At 32.0% G+C, this 18,522-nt stretch carries 31 protein-coding genes; 24 read left to right on the top strand and 7 right to left on the bottom strand.

The window, feature by feature from the left end; translation table 11 throughout:
- Positions 1–103: 103 nt before the first annotated feature.
- From srrA to IDG63_RS09135, 4 genes are all read left to right on the top strand, one after another.
- On the top strand, positions 104–829 hold the full coding sequence (srrA, locus tag IDG63_RS09150) for a two-component system response regulator SrrA (protein WP_000064078.1): 726 nt from the start codon (positions 104–106) through the stop codon (positions 827–829).
- Positions 810–2,561, top strand: coding sequence for a two-component system sensor histidine kinase SrrB (gene srrB, locus IDG63_RS09145; RefSeq protein ID WP_000987769.1), 1,752 nt, complete (start codon positions 810–812; stop codon positions 2,559–2,561). Before srrA ends, srrB begins: the two co-directional genes overlap by 20 nt.
- A gap of 244 nt (positions 2,562–2,805) precedes the next feature.
- A complete protein-coding gene (locus tag IDG63_RS09140; protein ID WP_001641538.1) occupies positions 2,806–3,714 on the top strand; it encodes a DUF1672 domain-containing protein in 909 nt (302 codons plus the stop codon).
- Positions 3,715–3,725: 11 nt separating this feature from the next.
- Positions 3,726–5,753, top strand: coding sequence for a hypothetical protein (locus IDG63_RS09135; RefSeq protein ID WP_001793477.1), 2,028 nt, complete (start codon positions 3,726–3,728; stop codon positions 5,751–5,753).
- A 42-nt stretch (positions 5,754–5,795) separates the two neighbouring features.
- Here the strand turns inward: IDG63_RS09135 and IDG63_RS09130 are convergent, their stop codons facing one another.
- A complete protein-coding gene (locus IDG63_RS09130; RefSeq protein ID WP_000264751.1) occupies positions 5,796–7,001 on the bottom strand; it encodes a tyrosine-type recombinase/integrase in 1,206 nt (401 codons plus the stop codon).
- 125 nt (positions 7,002–7,126) lie between these two features.
- Here IDG63_RS09130 and IDG63_RS09125 point away from each other — a divergent pair, with 125 nt between their 5' ends.
- Complete coding sequence (locus IDG63_RS09125; protein ID WP_000191466.1) at positions 7,127–7,741, top strand: hypothetical protein; 615 nt, start codon at positions 7,127–7,129, stop codon at positions 7,739–7,741.
- Here IDG63_RS09125 and IDG63_RS09120 read toward each other — a convergent pair.
- The 5 genes from IDG63_RS09120 to IDG63_RS09100 all read right to left on the bottom strand — a co-directional run bounded on the left by IDG63_RS09120 (position 7,738) and on the right by IDG63_RS09100 (position 9,655).
- On the bottom strand, positions 7,738–7,884 hold the full coding sequence (locus IDG63_RS09120) for a hypothetical protein (protein ID WP_001795334.1): 147 nt from the start codon (positions 7,882–7,884) through the stop codon (positions 7,738–7,740). The genes IDG63_RS09125 and IDG63_RS09120 overlap by 4 nt on opposite strands.
- Positions 7,885–7,975: 91 nt before the next feature.
- Entirely contained in the window at positions 7,976–8,371 is a 396-nt protein-coding gene (locus IDG63_RS09115) for a hypothetical protein (RefSeq protein WP_000449655.1), read from the bottom strand.
- A gap of 28 nt (positions 8,372–8,399) precedes the next feature.
- The gene (locus IDG63_RS09110) at positions 8,400–8,834 is read right to left on the bottom strand and encodes a hypothetical protein (protein ID WP_000755718.1); all 435 of its coding nucleotides are present in this window, start codon (positions 8,832–8,834) and stop codon (positions 8,400–8,402) included.
- Between the two features lie 17 nt (positions 8,835–8,851).
- Positions 8,852–9,313, bottom strand: coding sequence for an ImmA/IrrE family metallo-endopeptidase (locus tag IDG63_RS09105; RefSeq protein ID WP_000525000.1), 462 nt, complete (start codon positions 9,311–9,313; stop codon positions 8,852–8,854).
- A 12-nt stretch (positions 9,314–9,325) separates the two neighbouring features.
- Positions 9,326–9,655 (bottom strand): helix-turn-helix domain-containing protein, encoded by a 330-nt coding sequence (locus IDG63_RS09100; protein WP_000429766.1) that lies wholly within the window; start codon positions 9,653–9,655, stop codon positions 9,326–9,328.
- 160 nt (positions 9,656–9,815) lie between these two features.
- Here IDG63_RS09100 and IDG63_RS09095 point away from each other — a divergent pair, with 160 nt between their 5' ends.
- Positions 9,816–10,007, top strand: coding sequence for a helix-turn-helix transcriptional regulator (locus IDG63_RS09095; RefSeq protein WP_001115060.1), 192 nt, complete (start codon positions 9,816–9,818; stop codon positions 10,005–10,007).
- Positions 10,008–10,090: 83 nt separating this feature from the next.
- On the top strand, positions 10,091–10,267 hold the full coding sequence (locus tag IDG63_RS09090) for a hypothetical protein (protein WP_001001356.1): 177 nt from the start codon (positions 10,091–10,093) through the stop codon (positions 10,265–10,267).
- On the opposite strand, the gene IDG63_RS09085 is transcribed toward IDG63_RS09090, so the two are convergent.
- On the bottom strand, positions 10,264–10,482 hold the full coding sequence (locus IDG63_RS09085; protein WP_000957729.1) for a hypothetical protein: 219 nt from the start codon (positions 10,480–10,482) through the stop codon (positions 10,264–10,266). The genes IDG63_RS09090 and IDG63_RS09085 overlap by 4 nt on opposite strands.
- Before the next feature lie 67 nt (positions 10,483–10,549).
- Between IDG63_RS09085 and IDG63_RS09080 the strand changes: the two genes are divergently transcribed.
- The 17 genes from IDG63_RS09080 (at position 10,550) to IDG63_RS09000 (ending at position 18,399) form a co-directional block, all read left to right on the top strand.
- The gene (locus IDG63_RS09080; protein WP_064135390.1) at positions 10,550–10,765 is read left to right on the top strand and encodes a hypothetical protein; all 216 of its coding nucleotides are present in this window, start codon (positions 10,550–10,552) and stop codon (positions 10,763–10,765) included.
- 24 nt (positions 10,766–10,789) lie between these two features.
- Positions 10,790–11,053, top strand: a complete 264-nt coding sequence (locus tag IDG63_RS09075; RefSeq protein ID WP_001124198.1) for a helix-turn-helix domain-containing protein — start codon at positions 10,790–10,792, stop codon at positions 11,051–11,053.
- Between the two features lie 11 nt (positions 11,054–11,064).
- On the top strand, positions 11,065–11,226 hold the full coding sequence (locus IDG63_RS09070) for a DUF1270 family protein (RefSeq protein ID WP_064125802.1): 162 nt from the start codon (positions 11,065–11,067) through the stop codon (positions 11,224–11,226).
- Between the two features lie 92 nt (positions 11,227–11,318).
- Positions 11,319–11,648 carry a hypothetical protein gene (locus IDG63_RS09065; protein WP_016060011.1) on the top strand — a complete coding sequence of 110 codons (330 nt, stop codon included), beginning with the start codon at positions 11,319–11,321 and terminating at the stop codon, positions 11,646–11,648.
- Positions 11,629–11,889: a DUF1108 family protein gene (locus IDG63_RS09060; RefSeq protein WP_031786849.1), complete on the top strand. Its 261-nt coding sequence runs from the start codon at positions 11,629–11,631 to the stop codon at positions 11,887–11,889. The genes IDG63_RS09065 and IDG63_RS09060 overlap by 20 nt, the downstream gene beginning before the upstream one ends.
- Positions 11,890–11,902: 13 nt before the next feature.
- Positions 11,903–12,265 carry a hypothetical protein gene (locus IDG63_RS09055; protein WP_000985979.1) on the top strand — a complete coding sequence of 121 codons (363 nt, stop codon included), beginning with the start codon at positions 11,903–11,905 and terminating at the stop codon, positions 12,263–12,265.
- Positions 12,262–13,428: a DUF2800 domain-containing protein gene (locus IDG63_RS09050; protein WP_000762552.1), complete on the top strand. Its 1,167-nt coding sequence runs from the start codon at positions 12,262–12,264 to the stop codon at positions 13,426–13,428. Before IDG63_RS09055 ends, IDG63_RS09050 begins: the two co-directional genes overlap by 4 nt.
- A 25-nt stretch (positions 13,429–13,453) precedes the next feature.
- The gene (locus IDG63_RS09045) at positions 13,454–14,011 is read left to right on the top strand and encodes a DUF2815 family protein (protein ID WP_000645048.1); all 558 of its coding nucleotides are present in this window, start codon (positions 13,454–13,456) and stop codon (positions 14,009–14,011) included.
- A gap of 67 nt (positions 14,012–14,078) precedes the next feature.
- Positions 14,079–16,031, top strand: a complete 1,953-nt coding sequence (locus IDG63_RS09040) for a DNA polymerase (RefSeq protein WP_016060003.1) — start codon at positions 14,079–14,081, stop codon at positions 16,029–16,031.
- Positions 16,032–16,043: 12 nt separating this feature from the next.
- A complete protein-coding gene (locus tag IDG63_RS09035) occupies positions 16,044–16,229 on the top strand; it encodes a DUF3113 family protein (protein ID WP_001164629.1) in 186 nt (61 codons plus the stop codon).
- Positions 16,229–16,630, top strand: coding sequence for an SA1788 family PVL leukocidin-associated protein (locus IDG63_RS09030; protein WP_000113974.1), 402 nt, complete (start codon positions 16,229–16,231; stop codon positions 16,628–16,630). Before IDG63_RS09035 ends, IDG63_RS09030 begins: the two co-directional genes overlap by 1 nt.
- Positions 16,630–16,884 carry a DUF3310 domain-containing protein gene (locus IDG63_RS09025; protein WP_000022736.1) on the top strand — a complete coding sequence of 85 codons (255 nt, stop codon included), beginning with the start codon at positions 16,630–16,632 and terminating at the stop codon, positions 16,882–16,884. The genes IDG63_RS09030 and IDG63_RS09025 overlap by 1 nt, the downstream gene beginning before the upstream one ends.
- A complete protein-coding gene (locus tag IDG63_RS09020) occupies positions 16,884–17,132 on the top strand; it encodes an SAV1978 family virulence-associated passenger protein (protein ID WP_060474161.1) in 249 nt (82 codons plus the stop codon). The genes IDG63_RS09025 and IDG63_RS09020 overlap by 1 nt, the downstream gene beginning before the upstream one ends.
- A gap of 13 nt (positions 17,133–17,145) precedes the next feature.
- Complete coding sequence (locus tag IDG63_RS09015) at positions 17,146–17,352, top strand: hypothetical protein (protein WP_000693989.1); 207 nt, start codon at positions 17,146–17,148, stop codon at positions 17,350–17,352.
- A gap of 2 nt (positions 17,353–17,354) precedes the next feature.
- Complete coding sequence (locus IDG63_RS09010; protein ID WP_031836912.1) at positions 17,355–17,759, top strand: hypothetical protein; 405 nt, start codon at positions 17,355–17,357, stop codon at positions 17,757–17,759.
- On the top strand, positions 17,756–17,950 hold the full coding sequence (locus IDG63_RS09005; RefSeq protein ID WP_000983953.1) for a hypothetical protein: 195 nt from the start codon (positions 17,756–17,758) through the stop codon (positions 17,948–17,950). The genes IDG63_RS09010 and IDG63_RS09005 overlap by 4 nt, the downstream gene beginning before the upstream one ends.
- Positions 17,947–18,399, top strand: a complete 453-nt coding sequence (locus IDG63_RS09000) for a YopX family protein (RefSeq protein WP_000982706.1) — start codon at positions 17,947–17,949, stop codon at positions 18,397–18,399. The genes IDG63_RS09005 and IDG63_RS09000 overlap by 4 nt, the downstream gene beginning before the upstream one ends.
- Positions 18,400–18,522: the final 123 nt, after the last annotated feature.

The raw sequence follows: 18,522 nt of genomic DNA, 5'->3' as shown, positions 1-18,522 counted from the left end.
TTGAGAATTTTTTCACAAAATTTTAGGTTTTTAATAACTGTATGCGCTTTCCTGTGATATAATACTTTTGTAAAGAAAAGCATGTGTGGGAGGTATGACCTGTATGTCGAACGAAATACTTATCGTAGATGATGAGGATAGAATCAGAAGATTACTTAAAATGTATTTAGAAAGAGAATCTTTTGAAATCCATGAAGCAAGTAATGGCCAAGAGGCTTATGAACTTGCAATGGAGAATAATTATGCTTGCATACTACTAGATTTAATGTTGCCTGAAATGGATGGTATCCAGGTGGCAACTAAATTGCGTGAACATAAACAAACACCGATTATTATGTTGACTGCTAAAGGTGAAGAAACAAACCGTGTTGAAGGTTTTGAATCTGGTGCAGATGATTATATCGTCAAACCATTTTCACCAAGAGAAGTAGTCTTAAGAGTTAAAGCACTTCTAAGAAGAACGCAATCTACAACTGTAGAACAAAGCGAACCTCACGCACGTGATGTGATTGAATTTAAACATTTAGAAATAGATAATGATGCACATCGCGTACTTGCTGATAATCAAGAAGTTAATTTGACTCCTAAAGAGTACGAATTATTAATATATTTAGCTAAAACACCAAATAAAGTATTTGACCGTGAACAATTATTAAAAGAAGTTTGGCATTATGAATTCTATGGTGATTTAAGAACAGTTGATACTCATGTTAAACGACTTAGAGAAAAGTTAAATCGTGTGTCTAGTGAAGCTGCGCATATGATTCAAACAGTCTGGGGCGTTGGGTATAAATTTGAGGTTAAATCTAATGATGAGCCGGCTAAATAGTGTCGTAATTAAACTGTGGTTAACTATTATTTTAATAGTGACGACAGTTTTAATTTTATTAAGTATTGCTTTAATTACCTTTATGCAATACTATTTCACACAAGAAACCGAAAATGCCATAAGAGAAGATGCTAGACGTATAAGTTCACTGGTCGAACAATCACATAATAAAGAAGAAGCAATAAAATATAGTCAAACATTAATTGAAAATCCTGGTGGGTTGATGATTATAAATAATAAACATCGTCAATCAACGGCTTCACTTTCTAATATTAAAAAGCAAATGTTGAATGAAGTAGTCAACAACGACCATTTTGACGATGTGTTTGATAAAGGTAAATCTGTTACTCGAAATGTAACGATTAAAGAAAAGGGCTCATCTCAAACATATATTTTGTTAGGCTATCCAACAAAAGCACAGAAGAATAGTCATAGCAAATATAGTGGAGTCTTTATATATAAAGACTTGAAATCAATCGAAGATACAAATAATGCTATTACGATTATCACCATAATTACGGCTGTTATTTTCTTAACAATTACAACAGTCTTTGCGTTTTTCTTATCGTCAAGAATTACAAAACCTTTAAGACGTTTAAGAGACCAAGCTACACGTGTATCTGAAGGGGATTACTCTTATAAACCTTCTGTCACAACGAAAGATGAAATTGGTCAATTATCGCAGGCATTTAATCAGATGAGTACAGAAATCGAAGAGCATGTCGACGCATTATCCACATCTAAAAATATTAGAGACAGCTTAATTAACTCTATGGTAGAAGGTGTCCTAGGTATTAATGAGAGTCGACAAATTATCTTATCTAATAAGATGGCGAATGATATTATGGACAATATTGATGAAGATGCTAAAGCTTTCTTATTAAGACAAATTGAAGATACTTTTAAATCAAAACAAACTGAAATGCGCGATTTAGAAATGAATGCACGATTCTTTGTTGTGACCACAAGCTATATCGACAAGATTGAACAGGGAGGTAAAAGTGGTGTTGTTGTGACAGTTCGTGATATGACTAATGAGCACAATCTAGATCAAATGAAGAAAGATTTCATTGCTAATGTATCACATGAATTACGTACACCGATATCATTACTTCAAGGTTATACTGAATCAATTGTAGATGGTATTGTTACAGAACCGGATGAAATAAAAGAATCGCTTGCCATTGTCCTTGATGAATCGAAACGTTTAAATCGTTTAGTTAATGAATTGTTAAATGTCGCACGCATGGATGCTGAAGGGTTATCCGTAAATAAAGAAGTTCAGCCTATTGCAGCGTTACTAGATAAGATGAAAATTAAGTATCGCCAACAAGCTGATGATTTAGGTCTAAATATGACTTTTAATTATTGTAAGAAGCGTGTTTGGAGTTATGATATGGATCGCATGGACCAAGTACTAACGAACTTAATTGATAATGCATCACGTTATACGAAACCTGGAGATGAAATTGCAATTACTTGTGATGAAAATGAAAGCGAAGATATTTTATACATTAAAGATACAGGCACAGGCATTGCACCAGAACATTTACAACAAGTATTTGATCGTTTTTATAAAGTTGATGCAGCGAGAACGCGAGGTAAACAAGGTACCGGTTTAGGTTTGTTCATTTGTAAAATGATTATCGAAGAGCATGGTGGTTCCATAGATGTTAAAAGCGAATTAGGGAAAGGCACAACATTTATTATTAAACTACCAAAACCAGAATAAAACTGAATATAGTTATTTAAGAACGCATGTTATTGATTAGAGACTCTAATTTATAGCATGCGTTTTTTGATTGATGTGGGGAATTTTGTATGTGGATTAGGATTTAGGATTTTTGTGAATAACAACTATTAAATATATTGCTAATTTATACAAAAATATAAAGTTTGATAAAGTTATTTATTTGATTATAAAAATAGGGTAAAATATAGATATATTGTAATAATTAAATTATTCGAGGTGTCATATGAAAAAATTCATTGGATCAGTTTTAGCTACGACATTAATTTTAGGGGGATGTTCCACGATGGAAAATGAATCAAAAAAAGACACGAATACAGAAACAAAATCAGTGCCAGAAGAAATGGAAGCTTCAAAATATGTAGGACAAGGCTTCCAACCACCTGCAGAAAAAGATGCGATTGAATTTGCGAAGAAGCATCGTAAAGAATTTGAAAAAGTAGGTGAACAATTCTTTAAAGATAACTTTGGACTAAAAGTTAAAGCTACAAATGTTGTAGGTAAAGATGATGGTGTAGAAGTTTATGTGCATTGTGAAGATCATGGCATTGTATTTAATGCAAGTCTACCTTTGTACAAAGATGCCATCCATCAAAAAGGATCAATGCGCAGTAATGACAATGGTGATGATATGAGTATGATGGTGGGTACAGTGCTGAGTGGCTTTGAATATCGAGCGCAAAAAGAAAAGTATGATAACTTATATAAATTCTTCAAAGAAAATGAAAAGAAATATCAATATACAGGCTTTACAAAAGAGGCAATTAACAAGACACAAAACGTTGGATATCAAAATGAATACTTTTATATCACATATTTATCAAGAAACTTAAAAGAATATCGTAAATATTACGAACCGTTGATTCATAAAAATGATAAAGAATTTAAAGAAGGTATGCAACAAGCTAGAAAAGAGTTAGATTATACTGCCAATACTGATGCAGTTTCTACACTTTTTTCAACTAAGAAAAACTTTACTAAAGACAATACAGTAGATGATGTGATTGAATTGAGTAATAAATTAAAAGAAAAACCCAATATGCCTCAAAAATCTCAAGTTACTATTCAATTAGGAAAATCTAGTATAAATACTAAAAAACCATTTTATGACGATATAAATCCAATTGAAGGGTAAGTGAATATAAAGTGAATAAAATAAATGATAGGGACATAGCAGAATTGAGCAGTTATTGGGTTTATCAAGATATAAATGAAAAAAAAGATTTTAAAGTAAATGGAAAACGGTTCAAACAAATAGATAATTATAATGATAATAGTAATGATAATATGAATGGTGCTGCTGATATTAAAACATACGAGTTACTTAATGATCAGGGGAATCCAACTGGTCAACAGACAATAATTTATCAAGGAACATCTAATGAGGCAATTAACCCAAATAATCCATTAAAATCATCGGGTTTTGGAGATGATTGGCTCCAAAATGCTAAATTAATGAATAATGATAATGAAAGCACAGATTATTTAAAGCAAGTAGAAGAATTCGCAAATAGTTATCGACAAAAAATTAAAGATGCTTCTGTTCTTGATGAAAATGAATTTAGAAGAAAATACAAAACTAAACCTTATAATTACAAAAACAAAACAATTGTGGCGGATGGTGGTAATTCGGAAGGTGGTGCAGGAGCAAAATATCAAGGAGCGAAACATCCGAATGAAAAAGTTGTTGCTACTGACTCAGCAATGATTCCTTATGCTGCTTGGCAGAAATTTGCTAGACCACGCTTTGATAATATGATTAGTTTTAATAGTACCAACGATTTATTAACATGGTTACAAGATCCATTCATCAAAGATATGCCAGGAAAACGCGTTAACATTAGTGATGGTGTGCCCAGGTTAGATGCTTTAATAGACAGCCATGTAGGTTATAAAAGGAAGTTAAATAGAAAAGATAACACATACGATACTGTACCACTAATCAAAATTAAGTCGGTAAAAGATACAGAAATTAAAAATGGAAAAAAAGTAAAAAAGACTATTAACATAACATTAGATATGGATGGGCGAATTCCAATAAATGTTTGGACAGGAGATTCGATTGCACGTTCCGGAAAAGGAACTTTAATTAAACTTAATTTAGAAAATCTTGATGCGTTGAGTAAACTGATTACTGGTGAAACAAGTGGTATGTTAGCAGAATGCGTAATCTTTTTAAATGAAAGTTTTAACATCTCAGAAAATGAAAATAAAAATTTTGCAGATAGAAAGAAACAATTATCAGAAGGATTTAAGGATAAGATTAACTTATTTCAATTAGAAGAAATGGAAAGAACTTTAATTAGTAAAATAAACGCACTTGAAGAAGTTGCAGATGAAACAATAGAAAGTATTAGTGCTGTTAAACACTTATTACCTGATTTTGCATTGGATGCATTAAAAGAAAGAATTAATGAGTTGTTTAAAGGTATAAAATCTTTTATAGAAAAAGTGTATGATAGTATAGATAATGAAATTTTAGAAATTTTCAAAAATATAGATCACGACTTCAGAGATGGAGTATCTGAAGAAATGATGAAACATTTGAAAGTAGTGAAACAGAATATAGAGCAAATAAAAAATCAAAATGATATTTATGGTAGGCAAATTGCAGATATTAGAAGTATTATGAAGCAACAAGATGCAACAATTTTAGATGGAAATTATCAAATTAATTATAGCGGTGAAAATATGGTGCAGGGTCTAGCTTTACCTTCTAATTATTTAGGAAGAAAAATGAAAATATTAAAAGACCATATCGATGATGGTATTAAAAAAATAGCAGACTATGTTCAAGGTATATATGATGAATATGCATCGAAAATTGTCGATGTAATAAAATATTTGATTAATACAATTCCCAAAATACGTAAGAATTTAAGACATGCAATTGAAATGTTAAATGTAAAAAAGAAAGAATTTTTGTCCCTGATTCCTAATGTAACTTGTAATTATATTAAAACTAAATTAGAAGAATTAGATAATACTTTAGGCAAATGGGAGCCTTTTCTTAATGATTTAAAAGCAGTGTCACCAATTTTAGATAACCATTTAGATGATATTGTTAAGAACATGAAGCCTTTGATTGTACAAATGATATTTGAACCATCACATTATGATGATATGTTTATTTCAAGAAAAGCTTTAACGCCAGTGTTCTCAAGCGTTTTATAAAGCTTGTAAAAAATATAAGGGCAAAAAAAGGGCGGATTTAAGCTAACTTGGAATGTTTTCGAGTTTTTGAGTTAGTTCTCTATCCATTTTTTCAGTTACATGAGTATATATGCGAATGGTTGTTTTTTCATCTACATGTCCTACCCTTTTCATAATTGCTTTTAAAGAAACATTCATTTCTACTAATAAAGTTATGTGTGTATGTCTAAATGTGTGCGTGGTAACTTTCTTATTCATATTTAAAGCTTTTGTAGTTTTCTTAAGCACACCGGCGATTTGATTATTACATAAAGGATTCCCTTTTTTTGTTGTGAATATGAACCCTCTGTCAACATAGCTCGAATTCCATCTTTTCAACATTTTGTTTTCCAGTATTATCTTTTTAAAAATTTCTACGGTTCTAGAATTGATGCTGATACTTCTTTTTGAACTTATAGTCTTTGTAGTGTCTTTGTATCCGAATCCTTCCTCGTATTTAATGCGGTGAATTGTACCTGTTATATTGATAGTTTTGTTTAATAAATCTATATCTTTTTCCTGCAGTGCTTGTAGTTCTCCTATGCGCATACCAGTTAAAGCCTGTACTTCTAAGATGCTGGCAATTAAAATGCGATTTCGCTTGTGTAACTTATTATCATTTAGTATATGATCACGTATCTGTAGGACTTGGTTCATTTCTAAATAGTTGTACATTTTAGATTCATCTTTTTCGATATCCTCTATTGTTTTTCTTCTTTTAGGAATTTTGACATTAGTTAACAAATATTCATTTGGATAATTGTAAAATTTAACTGCATATTTAATAGCTCCTTTCATATCTCCGAGTTGACGGGTTACTTGATTTTGAGAATAGATATCTGATAATTTATTAATAAATATCTGCATATATTTTGTATCTAGTTTGTTTAAAAGCAAGTTCTCAGAGCTGTATCGTTTAATGTTTCTAATTCTTATTTTTATATTATTAAGAGTAGTCAACTTTGAACCTGATGTTTTTATATGATATTCAAGCCATTCATCTAATAGCGCGTGAAAAGTCAAAGTTTTTAATTCGCTTGACGACTTGTTGTTCAGTTTTTCTTTTATTTTTTCTTCTAAACGAAACATTGCTTCTTTTTGAGATTGTTTTGTATTCTTGTTCAACACAACACTTACGCGCTTCCATTTATCTGTGTATGGATCTTTATACTTCTCGTAGTATCTGTATTTAGTTTCGTTATTTTTGTTTTTAAATTTTTCAATCCACATGTTTATACCTCCTGCAAGAACGTATGTTCTATAAAATATTAAAAAATAATAAGGGTAGTCGGGCTACCCGTAATTTAGTACTAGGTACTAAATGTGTTATAATAAAATAAAAAGTAGGTGATAAGATGACTCAATTTCTAGGGGCGCTTCTTCTTACAGGAGTTTTAGGTTACATACCATATAAATATCTAACAATGATAGGTTTAGTTAGTGAAAAAAACAAGGTTATCAATACTCCTGTATTATTGATTTTTTCTATTGAAACATGTTTGATATGGTTTTATAGTTTTATAATTTTTAATAATGTTGATTTAAAAAATTTGAATTTAATTCAGTTGCTTACAGGTCTAAAAGCAAATATTTTGTTTCTATTTATTTTTGTTTTAACAGTGTTTGTATTTAATCCTTTAATTGTTAAATTTATTATCTGGTTAATTAATATAACCAGAAAGTTTATGAAATTGGATTGTATAAGCTTATTAGACAAAAGAGACAAGTTGTTTAATAACAACGGTAAACCAGTATTTATAGTTATAAAAGACTTTGAAAACAGAATCATTGAAGAGGGTGAACTTAAAACCTATAATTCAGCTGGTAGCGATTTCGATTTACTAGAAGTTGAGCGACAAGATTTCAAAGTATCTGATTTACCGTCAAACGATGAATTGTATATTAAACATACGCTTGTAGACCTTAAACAACAAATTAAATTGGATTTATATTTAATGAATGAATACTAATCTTTTTTCTTAGCTTTTTCTGATAAAGTGCTTTTTAATTTTTCGCTGGCGCCTGACTTTTCAAAACTTTTGTTTAATGGGTTACTACGAGTAGTTTCTTGTTTTTTGTTTTTATCTACCATAAAATTCTCACCACCATTCAACGTCTACACTAGTAGGCGTTTTTTTTGATTTTTTTTAATCCTTTTTCTCGTCACGCTATATAGGTACTTTTAATCGTAATTAAAGCCAAGTTTATTTAAAATCTCTAAATAATCTGACGACTTTGCCCGTAATGTTTACGTCATTTATTTTTGACATTGGGTAGCTTCTATCTTTAATGGTAACGTAATTAGATAATCGCTTTAGGGTAAATGTGTCATCTGAGTTAAATATAATTTCACAAAAATATTCATCAGTCGCAGTTCCGTTTTCAGGACAGTAAACAGTAATTATATCTCTGTCAAAGATAAAGTCCATTACATCATCATCCTGATCTAAAATGTAGCAAACAGTCATATCTTCATTTTCAACTCTTCTTGCGCTATTTATAGTAGTTATTGGTTGTGCAACTAATTTGCCTTTTGCCTCTGTGTATCTTTTTGGAAATTCCACATAATTCATTAAATCGATTGTTTTATTTGTTTCCATATTAGCTCTTCTTTCTTATATTGTTTTATTAGTTAATATTGGCTCCTGGTACTGCGCTAGCACCAGCTCTTGCTTCCTCTTCTTTTCCTTTTTTGTACTCTTCAAAAGCTTTAGCCTGTTCATCTTTAGTCCAGCCAGGCGAAACGACATACTCATCATTTAAATTAGTATTTTGTGAATCGTTTTCATTTATATTTGCAGGAGTATTATTAGATGGATCTGAATTATTATTAAGTTGATTGTTTTGTGATTGGTTTTGATTGTTTGAATTATTTTGTATGCTATTATTAGGTGGATTTTTATCTTCAACTTTTTTCATTTTTTCTTGTTGCGTTTTTGGTTTGCTATCTTTGTGTTTTTGTGTTTGTGACTTTTTATTTTCTTCTTTTTTTGGTTTTTCTTTTTCACCACAAGCTGTTAAAGCTAATGTACTTACTAGTAGCAGTCCGATTACTTTTTTCATATGTATCTCTCCTTTGTTTATATTTCCTTATATTTAAAAACTCTCAACGGCTCAAACGTAATAGAATACTCGCCATAGTGAGTTCCAATACCATATATCTTTTTATATTGTTCTATAGCTTCTAGTATGTATGATTCACTCAACTGCAGATACTCTGACAACTCGTACAAATTACGAACACCGTAGTTGTGAGCTTCTACAATTTCATGTAGCGGTACAGCTGAAGTAAAACCATGTCTACGTGCATAATTTTCAAATTTTCTATTAATCCATTTTGTTTGGTCTAAAATGTTGCCATACGTCAACTTGTGGTGGGCAAGTTCCTCATATAACACTTCTGCTTTACGTACTTCTGATAAATTACGCCTTATATAAATTTTTCCGTTCATATAGCATCCAGGTTGGAAATTTGGAAGCTGGTCAGTTTCTTCTATCTTTATTTTTTCGTTATTTATGCAAAGTTCTTCGTATAATCCCAATATAAACACCCTTTATTTGTCTCTATTTCTAACCCATTCAATGAATCTATTTACTTCTTCAATCTCTTCTTCAGTTAATCCCTCCTTATCAAAATGAGCAGCAATTGTTTCTTGATGTATATCTTTTTTTGATTCAGTAATTCTTGATTTCGGTACATTGAAGTAATCTGCAAGTTGTTGAATTCTTTTAATTCGTGGATATTTAGTTTGTTGAATCCAATTGGAGACTGTAGGTTGAGAAACTCCAATAGCTTCAGCAAGTTCTCTCTGATCAATATTTTTATCATTCATAAGTTCTTGAAGGTTTTCAGATAAAATTTTTCTGACTTTATTATTCTCCATAGTTGTCTCCTTTAATATTACTTAATGTAATATTAACTTACCATAACCGACATTACTTTACAATACTTTTTATAACTTTTTATGAAGAAATATAACTTTATCTGTTGACAAGTAATACAAAGTAATATAAAGTTATACGTGTGAAAGGGAGGTGGACGACATGCCGGAACAATTATCCGTAAGAAAATGGAGACTTGTAAGGGACTTGAAACAGCAAGAAGTAGCAGATATATTGGGCGTCAATGCAAAGACAGTTGGTCATTGGGAAAAGGATGACACTAATTTAAGTAATGTTACAGTTTACGCTTTAGCAAAGTTATATGATATTGAGGTAGACCAGATAAAGGTCTAAATTTTTTGACCTTCGTATAACTTTTTATAACTTTTAGGTAATGTAACAAATGGACATAAACAACTTAAAAGGAGGAACAACAAATGAACGAAGAAAAATTAAAGATGATTCTCTTACTTCTTGAAGATATACCAAGAGACGAATGGAATCGATTAGTAAATGAAGTAAATAATCAATACAGTTACCAAGCTGACAAGGTAGGACTTGCCAGTGATAACTGTCAACAAATAGCAAATAACTATAAGCACTATGGATTTTAAGATGGATAAGGACTATCGTTATTCTTTTCACCTTTAACGTTAATGTCGAAATACAAAACATGATCTAAACTGACAACTCTATCTTTTGGATGAATGATGTGTAGAGTTTTGCTTTCAGCATCTTTTATATGTTCTTGTACTTTAATAACTTCACCATTAATTAAATGTAAATCTAAAGAAGTAACGATTTCTTTATCTAAATATTGAGTGAGCAATCTCTTATGTATACTTATCACCTCCTCAGGTTGATAACAACATTATACACGAAAGGTGGAACAACAAATGAACAAAAAATCAGAAGGGTTAGACATAATCATACCAAGGATTTTCAGAAGAGATCATGCGTCAGTAGAATCTTTAACAGAAAATGAACGTCGACTAAGAAAGGAAATATTAGGAAGTATTAAAAAAAGTGATTACAGCTACTTAGAAATAAACAAAGTCTTCTATGTATTAGATAGAGAACTTCAATACAGAGCGAATAATAGCAAAATTTAACATTTATCGAAAGGAGTGATAGAGATGCCAAAAATCATAGTACCACCAACACCAGAAAACACATATAGAGGCGAAGAAAAATTTGTGAAAAAGTTATACGCAACACCTACACAAATCCATCAATTGTTTGGAGTATGTAGAAGTACAGTATACAACTGGTTGAAATATTACCGCAAAGATAATTTAGGTGTAGAAAATTTATACATTGATTATTCACCAACAGGCACTCTGATTAATATTTCTAAATTGGAAGAGTATTTGATCAGAAAGCATAAAAAATGGTATTAGGAGGATATTAAATGAGCGACACATATAAAAGCTACTTAATAGCAGTACTGTGCTTCACAGTCTTAGCGATTGTACTCATGCCGTTTCTATACTTCACTACAGCATGGTCAATTGCGGGATTCGCAAGTATCGCAACATTCATATACTACAAAGAATACTTTTATGAAGAATAAAAAAACTGCTACTTGCGTCAACAAGTAACAGTGACAAACATTTATCAAAATATACAACTTAATTAAATCAAAATATACGGAGGTAGTCAACTATGGCTGAAAATATTAAAACTGAACAACATTATTACACTAAAGATTTCTCAGGATACAGAAATGAAGAAGATAACTTTGTAGCAAATCAAGAATTGACAGTAACAATCACATTGAACGAGTACAGAAAACTTATTGAAATAAAGGCTGTTAAAGATAAAGAAGAAGATACTTATAGAGGTAAGTATTTTGAGGAAGAAAGAAAAAACGAAAAATTGGAAAAAGAAAATATAAAACTAAAAAACAAAATTTATGAATTACAAAACGAAGAAGATAAAGAGGAGGACGAAGAAGACAAGGAGGACGAGAAAGATGTATTACAAAATTGGTGAGATAAAAAATAAAATTATCAGCTTTAACGGGTTCGAATTTAAAGTGTCCGCGATGAAGAGGCATGATGGTATCAGTATACAAATCAAGGATATGAATAATGTTCCGTTTAAATCATTTCATGTCATAGATTTAAGCGAACTATATATTGCAATGGATGCAATACATGACGTTGTAAATGAATGGATTGAAGAAAACACAGATGAACAGGACAAACTAATGAACTTAGTCATGAAATGGTAGGAGGATTTAATCAATGGCAATATTAGAAGATATTTTTGAAGAATTAAAACTATTAAATAACAATTTACGTGTGTTAAACACTGAACTATCAACAGTAGATTCATCAATTGTACAAGAGAAAGTTAAAGAAGCACCAATGCCAAAAGAAGAAACAGCTCAACTGGAATCAATTGAAGAAGTTAAGGAAACTTCTGCTGATTTAACTAAAGATTATGTTTTATCAGTAGGAAAAGAGTTCCTTAAAAAAGCAGATACTTCTGATAAGAAAGAATTTAGAAATAAACTTAACGAACTTGGTGCGGATAAGCTATCTACTATCAAAGAAGAGCATTATGAAAAAATTGTTGATTTTATGAATGCGAGAATAAATGCATGAAGCTAGATCACTCAAATAGAGCTCATGCAAAGCTTAGTGCAAGTGGAGCAAAACAATGGCTAAACTGCCCACCGAGTATTAAGGCAAGTGAAGGTATTGCAGATAAAAGTACAGTTTTTGCCGAAGAAGGTACATTCGCCCATGAGTTAAGTGAGTTATATTTCAGCCTTAAATATGAAGGCCTAACACAGTTTGAGTTTAATAAGGCTTTTCAAAATTATAAGAGAAATCAATATTACAGCGAAGAATTGCGTGAATATGTGGAAGAGTATGTAGCTAATGTAGAAGAAAAATATAACGAAGCTTTGAGTAGGGATAATGATGTAATAGCTTTATTTGAAACAAAATTAGATTTAGGTAAATACGTCCCTGAATCTTTTGGAACTGGTGATGTCATTATATTTTCAGGTGGTGTACTTGAAATTATTGACCTTAAATATGGTAAAGGCATTGAAGTTTCAGCTATAGATAATCCTCAACTTAGATTATATGGCTTGGGCGCATATGAACTGCTTAGTTTAATGTATGACATTCATACAATTCGCATGACTATCATACAACCTCGAATAGATAACTTTTCTACTGAAGAGTTACCAATATCAAGATTACTTCAATGGGGAGCCGATTTTGTTAAACCATTAGCCAGACTTGCTTATAACGGTGGAGGAGAGTTTAAAGCAGGTAGTCATTGTAGATTCTGTAAGATAAATCATTCATGTAGAACACGTGCAGAATACATGCAAAATGTGCCTCAAAAGCCACCACATTTGTTAAGTGATGAAGAGATTGCAGAACTTTTATATAAACTGCCTGATATCAAAAAATGGGCTGATGAAGTAGAACAATATGCACTAAATCAAGCGAAAGAAAATGATAAAAACTATCCTGGTTGGAAGCTTGTAGAAGGTCGTTCACGAAGAATGATAACTGATACAAAAGCAATGCTTGAAAAGTTAGTTGAAGCGGGTTATAAACCTGAAGATATTACAGAAACCAAGTTACTTAGCATTACGAATTTAGAAAAATTAATTGGTAAAAAAGCATTTTCTAAAATTACAGAGGGTTTTATAGAAAAGCCGCAAGGTAAATTAACACTTGCTACCGAGTCGGATAAACGACCAGCTATAAAGCAATCTGCTGAAGATGATTTTGACAAACTATAAAAATTTAAAAGGACGGTATATAAACATGAAAGCAAAAGTATTAAATAAAACTAAAGTGATTACAGGAAAAGTAAGAGCATCATATGCACATATTTTTGAACCTCACAGTATGCAAGAAGGGCAAGAATCAAAGTATTCAATCAGTTTAATCATTCCTAAATCAGATACAAGTACGATAAAAGCCATTGAACAAGCTATAGAAGCTGCTAAAGAAGAAGGAAAAGTTAGTAAGTTTGGAGGCAAAGTTCCTGCAAATCTGAAACTTCCATTACGTGATGGAGATACTGAAAGAGAAGATGATGTCAATTATCAAGACGCTTATTTTATTAACGCATCAAGCAAACAAGCACCTGGTATTATTGACCAAAACAAAATTAGATTAACGGATTCTGGAACTGTTGTAAGTGGTGATTATATTAGAGCTTCAATTAATCTATTTCCTTTCAACACAAATGGTAATAAGGGTATCGCAGTTGGATTGAACAACATTCAACTTGTAGAAAAAGGCGAACCTCTTGGCGGTGCAAGTGCAGCAGAAGATGATTTCGATGAATTAGACACTGATGATGAGGATTTCTTATAAGTCAATAGGTGGGGTTTTAGCCCCACTTTAATTTTAAAGAAATTGAGGTGTCAAGAATTTGAGATTTATGAATATAGATATTGAAACATATAGCAGTAATGATATTTCGAAATGTGGTGCCTATAAATACACAGAAGCTGAAGATTTCGAAATTTTAATTATAGCTTATTCAATAGATGGTGGAGCGATTAGTGCGATTGACATGACTAAAGTAGATAATGAGCCTTTCCACGCTGATTTTGAGACGTTTAAAATTGCTCTTTTTGATCCTGCTGTAAAAAAGTATGCATTCAATGCTAATTTCGAAAGAACTTGTCTTGCTAAACATTTTAATAAACAGATGCCACCTGAAGAATGGATTTGCACAATGGTTAATTCAATGCGTATTGGCTTACCTGCTTCGCTTGATAAAGTTGGAGAAGTTTTAAGACTACAAAACCAAAAAGATAAAGCAGGTAAAAATTTAATTCGTTATTTCTCTATACCTTGTAAACCAACAAAAGTTAATGGAGGAAGAACAAGAAACTTGCCTGAACATGATCTTGAAAAATGGCAACAATTTATAGATTACTGTATTCGAGATGTAGAAGTAGAAATGACGATTGCTCATAAAATTAAAGACTTTCCAGTAACTGCAATTGAACAAGCATATTGGGTTTTTGACCAACATATAAACGACAGAGGTATTAAGCTTTCTAAATCATTGATGTTAGGAGCTAATGTGCTCGATAAGCAGAGTAAAGAAGAATTGCTTAATCAAGCTAAACATATAACAGGTTTAGAAAATCCTAATAGTCCTACACAATTATTGGCTTGGTTAAAGGATGACCAAGGATTAGATATACCTAATTTACAAAAGAAAACGGTTCAGGAGTACTTAAAAGAAGCAACAGGAAAAGCTAAAAAAATGCTAGAAATTAGATTGCAAATGTCTAAAACCAGTGTGAAAAAATACAACAAAATGCATGACATGATGTGCAGTGATGAACGGGTAAGAGGTCTGTTTCAATTTTACGGTGCCGGTACTGGAAGATGGGCAGGTAGAGGTGTACAACTTCAGAATTTAACAAAGCATTATATTTCAGATACTGAATTAGAAATAGCAAGAGATCTTATTAAAGAACAACGTTTTGACGATTTAGATTTATTACTCAATGTTCATCCTCAAGACTTATTAAGTCAATTAGTTAGGACGACATTTACTGCTGAAGAAGGTAATGAACTAGCAGTAAGTGATTTTTCTGCAATAGAGGCAAGAGTCATAGCATGGTATGCAAAAGAACAATGGCGTTTAGATGTGTTCAACACACACGGAAAGATATATGAAGCATCGGCTTCTCAAATGTTTAATGTCCCGGTAGAAAGCATAACTAAAGGCGACCCTCTCAGACAAAAGGGAAAAGTGTCCGAATTAGCTTTAGGTTATCAAGGTGGCGCTGGAGCTTTAAAAGCGATGGGTGCATTGGAAATGGGCATTGAAGAAAATGAATTACAAGGTTTAGTTGATAGTTGGCGTAACGCAAATCCTAACATAGTTAATTTTTGGAAGGCTTGCCAAGAGGCTGCAATTAATACTGTGAAATCCCGAAAGACGCATCATACGCATGGACTTAGATTTTATATGAAAAAAGGTTTTCTAATGATTGAACTGCCTAGTGGAAGAGCTTTAGCTTATCCAAAAGCTTCAGTTGGTGAAAATAGTTGGGGTAGTCAAGTTGTTGAATTTATAGGCTTAGATCTTAACCGTAAATGGTCAAAGTTAAAAACGTATGGTGGGAAGTTAGTCGAGAATATTGTTCAAGCAACTGCAAGGGATTTACTTGCGATTTCTATAGCTAGGCTTGAAGCATCAGGTTTTAAAATAGTTGGACATGTCCATGATGAAGTAATTGTAGAAATACCTAGAGGTTCAAATGGACTTAAGGAAATCGAAACTATCATGAATAAGCCTGTCGATTGGGCAAAAGGATTGAATTTGAATAGTGACGGATTTACTTCTCCGTTTTATATGAAGGATTAGGAGTGTGATTGAATGCAACATCAAGCTTATATCAATGCTTCTGTTGACATTAGAATTCCTACAGAAGTCGAAAGTGTTAATTACAATCAGATTGATAAAGAAAAAGAGAATTTGGCGGACTATTTATTTAATAATCCAGGTGAACTATTAAAATATAACGTTATAAATATCAAGGTTTTAGATTTAGAGGTGGAATGATGGCTAGAAGAAAAGTTATAAGAGTGCGTATCAAAGGAAAACTAATGACATTGAGAGAAGTTTCAGAAAAATATCATATATCTCCAGAACTTCTTAGATACAGATACAAACATAAAATGCGCGGCGATGAATTATTGTGTGGAAGAAAAGACTCAAAATCTAAAGATGAAGTTGAATATATGAAGAGTCAAATAAAAGATGAAGAAAAAGAGAGAGAAAAAATCAGAAAAAAAGCGATTTTGAACCTATACCAACGAAATGTGAGAGCGGAATATGAAGAAGAAAGAAAGAGAAGATTGAGACCATGGCTTTATGATGGAACGCCTCAAAAACATTCACGTGATCCGTACTGGTTCGATGTCACTTATAACCAAATGTTCAAGAAATGGAGTGAAGCATAATGAGCATAATCAGTAACAGAAAAGTAGATATGAACAAAACGCAAGACAACGTTAAGCAACCTGCGCATTACACATACGGCGACATTGAAATTATAGATTTTATTGAACAAGTTACGGCACAGTACCCACCACAATTAGCATTCGCAATAGGTAATGCAATTAAATACTTGTCTAGAGCACCGTTAAAGAATGGTCATGAGGATTTAGCAAAGGCGAAGTTTTACGTCGATAGAGTATTTGACTTGTGGGAGTGATGACCATGACAGATAGCGGACGTAAAGAATACTTAAAACATTTTTTCGGCTCTAAGAGATATCTGTATCAGGATAACGAACGAGTGGCACATATCCATGTAGTAAATGGCACTTATTACTTTCACGGTCATATCGTGCCAGGTTGGCAAGGTGTGAAAAAGACATTTGATACAGCGGAAGAGCTTGAAACATATATAAAGCAAAGTGATTTGGAATATGAGGAACAGAAGCAACTAACTTTATTTTAAAAGGGCGGAAACAATGAAAATCAAAATTGAAAAAGAAATGAATTTACCTGAACTTATCCAATGGGCTTGGGATAACCCCAAGTTATCAGGTAATAAAAGATTCTATTCAAATGATGTTGAGCGCAACTGTTTTGTGACTTTTCATGTTGATAGCATCTTATGTAATGTGACTGGATATGTATCAATTAACGATAAATTTACTGTTCAAGAGGAGATATAACAATGAAAATCAAAGTTAAAAAAGAAATGAGATTAGATGAATTAATTAAATGGGCGCGAGAAAATCCGGATCTATCACAAGGAAAAATGTTTTTTTCAACAGGATTTAGTGATGGATTCGTTCGTTTTCATCCAAATACAAATAAGTGTTCGACGTCAAGTTTTATTCCAATTGATATCCCCTTCATAGTTGATATTGAAAAAGAAGTAACGGAAGAGACTAAGTTTGATAGGTTGTTAGAGGTATATGAGATTCAAGAAGGAGTCTATAAATCCGCATTACACAAAGGTATCAGTTTGAACGAACGTTTTGAAGACGACAATATTTTTCCTACTAAAGCATTCTATATCTTAAACGATGACATGACGATGACATTGATTTGGAAAGATGGGGAGTTGATAGAATGATGCAAACCTATAAAGTAAGTCTTTGTATCAAGTTCTTAGCGTCTAAATGTAATTATAAATTAAAAAAGCATTATTTTGTGCAAAGTACGAATGAGGAAGAAGCCACGAATACGGTATTAAAACTGACTCGTAAAAAGCTCCCATTCAAAACTGCAAGCATAGAAGTAGAAAAAGTGGAGGTAGTAGAATGATGCCTAAATATCGAGTGTGGGACGAATATACAGGAAGAATACACGATGTTGTAGGATTCGACTTCATCGAGAATGAAGTTCACTATGAAAACTACGCGGAAGCAGAAGCTTTAATACACGCAAGAGATTTCAAAGATGTAGAACTTATGCAAAGTACAGGACTTAAAGACAAAAACAACAACGAAATATATGCGGGAGATATAGTTGAGTTCAAAGATGGAGTACTCATGATAGCGGGCGACGATGAGTCTTTAGTAGATACAATTAATAGAGCAGTGATATCTATTGATATTGTAAATGGTATTCAATTAAAAGATTTTATGTTTGAGGGTGCACTCTCTGAAAATGATTACTTTGAGTATATAGACAAAAAATCCTTCCTTAGATATGACTGTGAGGTTAAAGGCAACATATTTGAATCATCTCATTTACTGGAGGTAACAGAATGAACTATGAAACAGGGTTCCAACTAGGTGTAATGGAAGCTAGGTTGAAGAAGATGAGAAAACAACGTGATGAGTACAAGAAGCAACGAGATGAGCTTATTGGGGATATGACGGAAGTTAAGAGAA

This window comes from Staphylococcus sp. EG-SA-14 (assembly GCF_017151935.1).
GTDB lineage: Bacteria > Bacillota > Bacilli > Staphylococcales > Staphylococcaceae > Staphylococcus > Staphylococcus aureus.
This window is presented reverse-complemented; position numbering and strand designations above follow the sequence as displayed.